Genomic DNA, 6,422 nt, shown 5'->3' on the forward strand with positions numbered 1-6,422 from the left:
GCGGCCGGCGCAGCGGCGGGCGCGGCGGCGGCGACGGGCGCGGCGGGCACGCCGGCTTCGGGCTGGTGGTAGGCCACCGGCTGCAGCGTCTGCGAGAACTTGACGATTCTGACCTTGCCTTCGCCTTCGGTGATTTCCAGCTCGGCGATGCCCGATTCAGCCACCAGGTCGATCAGGGTTTTGAGTTTTCGAAGATCCATAGAAGCTGCTTCCCGAGATAGTGTCGGCGTCGTCCCAGCGTCGGGGTTCGCGCCGTATAAGATGTAAAAGCGTTGAATTGATGCGAGATCAGTGCCGCACTGCGTAACGCAGCGCGGCCTCGTAGCCGTCCGCGCCCAGGCCGCTGATCAGGCCCTGCGCCAAGTCGGACAGATAAGAGTGATGCCTGAACGGCTCTCGCTTATACAGATTGGACAAATGTACTTCAATAAATGGGATCGCGACCCCGGCCAGCGCGTCGCGAATCGCGACACTGGTGTGCGTGTATGCCGCTGCGTTGATGATGATGAAGTCCGTGCCGTCCTGCCGTGCCGCCTGAATGCGGTCAACCAGCGCACCTTCGTGATTGCTTTGCCACGCAGTCAGCGTGGCGCCCAATTCGCCCGCGAGCAGCTCGAGACGCTCATTGATCTGGGTCAGAGTAAGACTGCCGTAGATATGAGGTTCCCGGGTGCCAAGCAGGTTCAGGTTCGGGCCATGCAATACCAGTATGTTTTGCGCCATGCGCGTGCCAAATTGTGGATTGCCAATTGTTGGCAAAACAGCCGATAAACCAGCTTTTTACGCCAATTCCTACTATTTGTCCAACAGACTTACGCCTTCAAACCCGAAAGGGTGCGATCCAGATCGTCGGGCTGGACTTCACCCAATATCTTCCGGTTAATGCTGCCATCTGCGTTGAAAACGATAGTAAAAGGCAGGCCACCGCTAGGATTACCCAGCTTACGCAGCGTATCGATGGCGCCGGCGCCGATCACCCACAGCGGGTATGAAACCTGTACTTTCTCGACAAACTTCTGCATGTTGGCGGCAGAATCAACGCCGATGCCAACAAAGCGTACTTGCGGGTATTTTTTCTGCAAAGCGTCGAGCGCGGGCATCTCTTTGATGCACGGCGCGCACCACGTTGCCCAGAAATTGACCACGATGGGCTGGCCCTTCCAGCCAGCCAGCGAATGCGAGGCGCCGTTCAGATCCGGGAGCTGCATCTGCATGAGTCCCGCGACCGGATCGCCCGCGTCAGCCGGCACGACATCGTTCTTGGGCTTGCGGCCCATCAGCGTATAGCCGCCTGCGACAGTCGCGGCCACCGCCACGGCGGCGGAAAGAAGTAGGCGTCGATTCATGGCGCGATGATAACCGTTGCGGCCGTTTTACGCCGCAGCCGCGAGGCGCCGGCTTGTCGGGCGGCTATATATACAATGCGGGGCAGGAGATTTATCAATGCACCTGCACATTCTTGGCATCTGCGGCACCTTCATGGGCGGACTGGCGCTGATCGCGCGCGCCGCCGGCCACAAAGTCACGGGTTGCGACGCGGGCGTGTACCCGCCGATGAGCACCCAGCTTTCCGAACAGGGTATCGAACTGATCGAAGGCTTTGGCGCCGAGCAACTGGCGCTCAAGCCTGACCTGTACGTCATCGGCAACGTGGTCAGCCGCGGCAACCCGCTGATGGAAGCCATTCTGGAATCCGGGGCGCGCTATGTGTCCGGACCGCAATGGCTGGGCGACAACATCCTGCCGGGCGCGCACGTGTTGGCAGTGGCAGGCACGCACGGCAAGACCACCACAAGCTCGATGCTGGCGTGGGTGCTGGAAGCCGCAGGCATGGCCCCGAACTTCCTGATCGGCGGCGTGGCGCAGGACCTGCACGTATCTGCCCGCTACGACCCGGCGCGCCGCCCCTTCGTCATCGAAGCGGACGAATACGACACGGCGTTCTTCGACAAGCGCTCCAAATTCGTTCACTACCGCCCGCGCACCGCCATCCTGAACAACCTGGAATACGATCACGCCGACATCTTCCCCGATCTGACGGCGATCGAAACGCAGTTCCACCATCTGGTTCGCACGATCCCCGGCTCGGGCCGTATCGTCCGACCGACGCAATCGGACGCGCTGGACCGCGTGATTGCACGGGGATGCTGGTCGGATACCGTCACGTTCGGTCCGGAAGGGCTGTGGCAGGCGTCGCCACCGGACGCTGACGGCGCGTTCGAGGTCACGCGCGCGGGCGTCCACGCGGGCACCGTCCGCTGGTCGCTCTCCGGCGAACACAACCGCATGAACGCGCTGGCCGCCCTGGCTGCCGCTGAACACGTTGGCGTGCCCGCAGAACAGGGCATCGACGCCCTCACCCGCTTCGGCGGCGTCAAGCGCCGCATGGAGCTGCGCGGCACGGTCAACGGCATCAAGGTCTACGACGACTTCGCTCACCATCCCACCGCCATCGCCACCACGCTGGAAGGTCTGCGCCGTCAGGTTGGATCGGCGCGAATCCTGGCCGTGCTGGAGCCGCGCTCCAACACCATGAAGCTGGGCACCATGGCCGCCAGGCTGCCCGAGGCGCTGGCCGACGCTGACCTGGTGTTCTGCTTTGGCGCCAGCGAGGGCAAGCATGCGCTGGGCTGGAACCCGGCCGAAGTGCTGGCCCCCCTGGGCGGCCGGGCTTCCAGCTACGATGACATCGGCGCGCTCGTCGACGCCGTTGCCGGCGCCGCCCGGCCGGGCGACCAGGTGCTGGTGATGAGCAATGGCGGCTTCGGCGGCATCCATGGCAAGCTGCTGGATGCGCTGCAGGCGCGCGGCTGATCCCGCCCGCTTGGCCGATCCCGGCAAAGCGCGCCCTGCCGGACATGCCGGGCTGGCCCTGCCAGACCCGCATGTCCGGAATTCAAGCCCTCAGCCGGCCGCCTTCCGCAACGCACACGGAAACAGCAAACAATGATCCTCTATCTACACGGTTTCCGATCGTCGCCCGATTCATTCAAGGCCCGCCTGATGGCGGACGCCATGGCCGCACGCGGTCTGACCGATGCGTGGGCCTGCCCGCAACTGCCCGCCAGCCCGCGCCAAGCCATCGACCTGGCGCTGGGCATGGCGCGCGACCGGCTGGCGGACGCCGATTCGCCGCGCGAACTGACTGTCATCGGCTCGTCGCTGGGCGGTTTCTACGCCACCTGGATCGCCGAGCAGCTGGGCTGCAAGGCCGTGTTGCTGAATCCCGCCGTCCACGCCGCGCGCGACCTTGCCACCCAGGTCGGCGAGCACCACATGTATCATTCCGGCGCGCCGTTCGTTTTTTTGCCCGAATATGTGGACGAACTGGCCGCCATCCATGCGCCGCGCATCACGCAGCCCGACCGGTATTTCCTGGTGGCCGCGACCGGCGACGAAGTGCTGGATTGGCGCGAGATGCGCGACCGATACGCCGGCTGCCGCCAGCGCATCGTGCAAGGCAGCGACCACGGCCTGTCCGATTTCGCGGAATGGATGCCGGAAGTGCTTGAATTCGCCCTAGGCGGCAAGCCGATACGCACCTGATAATCAATATCGACTTTCAACACCCACAAAGCTGCGCAAGGCGGCGCGAGGCCGCCGCCCAGGACGATCCCCACCATGTATGTGTTTTACGAAGATGACGGCAGCTTCAAGGCCGGCAATATCCTGTCCGAGACCGACGCCAGCCTGCAGGTGGAGTCGGAGTCGGGCAAGCGCAGCAAAATCAAGCGCGCCAATACCCTGTTCAACTTCGCCTCGCCGGATCCGGCAGCCCTGATGACCCAGGCGGCCGCCACGGCCGAGACGCTGGATCTGCAATTCCTGTGGGAATGCGCGCCGCAAGAGGAATTCGACTCGCCCGCCCTGGCCGCCGACTACTTCGGCCACGCCCCCACGCCCGTCGAGCAGGCCGCGCTGCTGATGCGCCTGCACGGCGCCCCGGCGTACTTCCACCGCCGCGGCAAGGGCCGCTACCGCCCCGCCCCGCCGGACATCCTGGCCGCCGCGCTCGCCGCGCTGGAAAAGAAGCAGCGCCAGGCCGAACAGCAGCAGGAATGGGTCGACGAAATGGCCGCGGGCCGCCTGCCCGAACCCATCGCCCAGGCCGCCGAATCGCTCCTGATCCGTCCGGACAAGAACTCGCAGCAATGGAAGGCCCTGGACGCCGCGTGCGCCAAACTGGGCAAGACACCTGACCGCCTGCTGCTCGAACTGGGCGCCTGGCCGCACGCGCTCGCGCTGCACAAGCGCCGCTTCCTGGCCGTCAACTTCCCGCGCGGCCTGGCCTTCCCCGACGTGGAACTGCCGCCCATCGACCGCGAACTGCCGCTTGCCGACGCCGAAATCTATTCCGTGGACGATGTCACCACCACAGAAATCGACGACGCGCTCTCCGTCTCCATGCTGCCCGACGGCCGCGTGCGCGTCGGCGTCCACGTCGCCGCGCCCGGCCTGTCCGTCACCCGCGACAGCGAACTGGACAAGCTGGCCCGCGCCCGCCTGTCCACCGTCTACATGCCCGGCGACAAGATCCCGATGCAGCCGGACAGCGTCATCCAGGCGTTCTCCCTGGACGCCGGCCGCGAAGTGCCCGCGCTATCGCTGTATGTCACCGCCAATCCCGAAACCGGCGAAGTCATCGAATCGGAAACCCGCCTGGAACGCATCGTCGTGCGCGAGAACCTGCGCCACAACATGCTGGACAGCCAGGTCACCGAGGCAAGCCTGTCCGATCCGGACGCCGACCTCCCCTACGCCCACTGGCTGCGCCCGCTCTGGAAGCTGGCCCAGGCTCTGTCCGCGCAACGCGAAAACGTCCGCGGCAAGCCGGAAAACAATTCCCGGGTGGAATACAGCTTCTACCTGGACGGCAACCCCGACGATCCCGACACCCCCGTGCGCCTGGTCCCGCGCCAGCGCAACGCGCCGCTGGATCGCATGGTGGCCGAATACATGATCCTGGCCAACAACCTGTGGGGCGGCCTCTTGAACCAGCACGGTGTGCCGGGCATCTACCGCTCACAGCAAGCTGGCCGCGTGCGCATGAGCACGCAGGCGCTGCCCCACGAGGCCATCGGCGTTCCCCAATACGCGTGGAGCACGTCGCCGCTGCGCCGCTACGTCGACCTGGTCAACCAATGGCAACTGATCGCCGCGGTGGAACACGGTGTCTCGGCCCGCCTGATCGCCCCCTTCAAGCCGCGCGACGCAGACCTGTTCGCCATCATCGGCGCCTTCGACGCGCAATACGCGGCCTGGGCCGAGTTCCAGAGCGCAATGGAACGCTACTGGTGCCTGCGCTGGCTGAAGCAGAACGGCGTGACGCGGACGGTGGCGCATGTGCTCCGGGATGACCTGGTGCGGTTTGCGAATGCGCCGTTGGTGACTCGGGTGGGGGGGATGCCCGAGTTTGAGCGCGGGACTGCGGTTGAGGTGGATATTCTGGGGATGGATGAGTTGTCTCTGGAGTTGGATTGTCGGTTTGTGGGCGAAGTTAAGGGGGAGGCTGCGGCTTCGTAGGTCGCATTCTTCCGATCTTCGTCGGTCGCGTTCATCGATCTTCGTAGGTCGCCCGACGCCGCGGTCCCCGTGGGCACGATCGCCCACGATTGCGGTCCGGAGCCTTCGCTCCGGACTTCCCCGTCGTCATCTTCGTCCGCCTTCGGCTCCCTTCAGATTCCCTCGGGCGCATCGACGGCGCTCGCGCCCACGGGGACCGCGACGCCGTGCTACGAGGGTCTTTGGTATGGGGCGCTACAAGACCTGTGGTCAGGGCAGGATATCTGCGGGGCCGCCGGGTTGCTGCCGCCCGGACGGCGGCAACCCGGCATCGGGTCTGTGGGACGTCGTAGCGGGGTGCGCTTCGCGCTGGCGGGGATTGGTTTGCTAATGGTTCGCCTCACGGGGGGTGGGGCGGTGATGGGCGGCGCGGCGACGATCCGCCACAACCTGCTGACCTGTTCGCGCCGCCCATCGGGCACTTGAGTTCAAGTGACGATTAGCAGCGAGCCGCGCTCGCACGACGGTGTCAGACACCCGCAAAAAACGAGCGCTTTCGCCAAGATGGGTGTCTGACACCCTGGAATCACCCTTCAAGCCTGTAGCCCGTCTATGCGGGTGTCAGACACCCAAGCGCCGCCTACTCGCGAAGCGTCATCACCACTACGCAAGACGCCGCGTAAGTCTCCGGAGGCCGCCCGCGCGGCCGAACGGAGACGGGCAACGCAAGATGCTTCTGGCCCGAAATGCTCTGCGCAAAAATGCCAAGCACGCCGACCGCCCCAGCTGCCTGAAAACTCGAATTGCCAGAGTCCGGTGCGGTGGCGTCCCGGGGTGCGCGGGGCGTCGATAAGCCCGAGGGAATCTGAAGCTCAATAGTCGTCCTGCACGACACCCGTGACGAAGAAACTGTCTTCGTG

General features: G+C 65.1%; 6 protein-coding genes. 3 read left to right on the forward strand and 3 right to left on the reverse strand.

Annotated elements, in window-relative coordinates; translation table 11 throughout:
• The 3 genes from HV681_RS27580 to HV681_RS27590 form a co-directional block, all read right to left on the reverse strand.
• On the reverse strand, positions 1-200 hold a 200-nt coding region (locus HV681_RS27580; RefSeq protein ID WP_496349923.1), incomplete at its 3' end, for a DUF8684 domain-containing protein.
• An 88-nt stretch (positions 201-288) separates the two neighbouring features.
• Positions 289-723: a type II 3-dehydroquinate dehydratase gene (aroQ, locus tag HV681_RS27585; RefSeq protein WP_175126271.1), complete on the reverse strand. Its 435-nt coding sequence runs from the start codon at positions 721-723 to the stop codon at positions 289-291.
• Between the two features lie 89 nt (positions 724-812).
• The gene (locus tag HV681_RS27590) at positions 813-1,346 is read right to left on the reverse strand and encodes a TlpA family protein disulfide reductase (protein WP_175126272.1); all 534 of its coding nucleotides are present in this window, start codon (positions 1,344-1,346) and stop codon (positions 813-815) included.
• Positions 1,347-1,443: 97 nt separating this feature from the next.
• Between HV681_RS27590 and mpl the strand changes: the two genes are divergently transcribed.
• The 3 genes from mpl to HV681_RS27605 all read left to right on the forward strand — a co-directional run bounded on the left by mpl (position 1,444) and on the right by HV681_RS27605 (position 5,523).
• Positions 1,444-2,814 (forward strand): UDP-N-acetylmuramate:L-alanyl-gamma-D-glutamyl-meso-diaminopimelate ligase, encoded by a 1,371-nt coding sequence (gene mpl, locus HV681_RS27595; RefSeq protein ID WP_175126273.1) that lies wholly within the window; start codon positions 1,444-1,446, stop codon positions 2,812-2,814.
• Between the two features lie 132 nt (positions 2,815-2,946).
• The gene (locus HV681_RS27600; RefSeq protein WP_175126274.1) at positions 2,947-3,546 is read left to right on the forward strand and encodes a YqiA/YcfP family alpha/beta fold hydrolase; all 600 of its coding nucleotides are present in this window, start codon (positions 2,947-2,949) and stop codon (positions 3,544-3,546) included.
• 75 nt (positions 3,547-3,621) lie between these two features.
• Positions 3,622-5,523: a ribonuclease catalytic domain-containing protein gene (locus HV681_RS27605; RefSeq protein ID WP_175126275.1), complete on the forward strand. Its 1,902-nt coding sequence runs from the start codon at positions 3,622-3,624 to the stop codon at positions 5,521-5,523.
• Positions 5,524-6,422: the final 899 nt, after the last annotated feature.

Origin of the sequence: Achromobacter animicus, assembly GCF_902859585.1 — a bacterium.
Classification (GTDB): Bacteria; Pseudomonadota; Gammaproteobacteria; order Burkholderiales; family Burkholderiaceae_B; genus Achromobacter; species Achromobacter animicus.

What these genes read in the sequence shown, in the direction of transcription:
- aroQ (WP_175126271.1), bottom strand. Translation starts at nt 723, where the DNA reads ATGGCGCAAAACATACTGGTATTGCATGGCCCGAACCTGAACCTGCTT.
- HV681_RS27590 (WP_175126272.1), bottom strand. Translation starts at nt 1,346, where the DNA reads ATGAATCGACGCCTACTTCTTTCCGCCGCCGTGGCGGTGGCCGCGACT.
- mpl (WP_175126273.1), top strand. Translation starts at nt 1,444, where the DNA reads ATGCACCTGCACATTCTTGGCATCTGCGGCACCTTCATGGGCGGACTG.
- HV681_RS27600 (WP_175126274.1), top strand. Translation starts at nt 2,947, where the DNA reads ATGATCCTCTATCTACACGGTTTCCGATCGTCGCCCGATTCATTCAAG.
- HV681_RS27605 (WP_175126275.1), top strand. Translation starts at nt 3,622, where the DNA reads ATGTATGTGTTTTACGAAGATGACGGCAGCTTCAAGGCCGGCAATATC.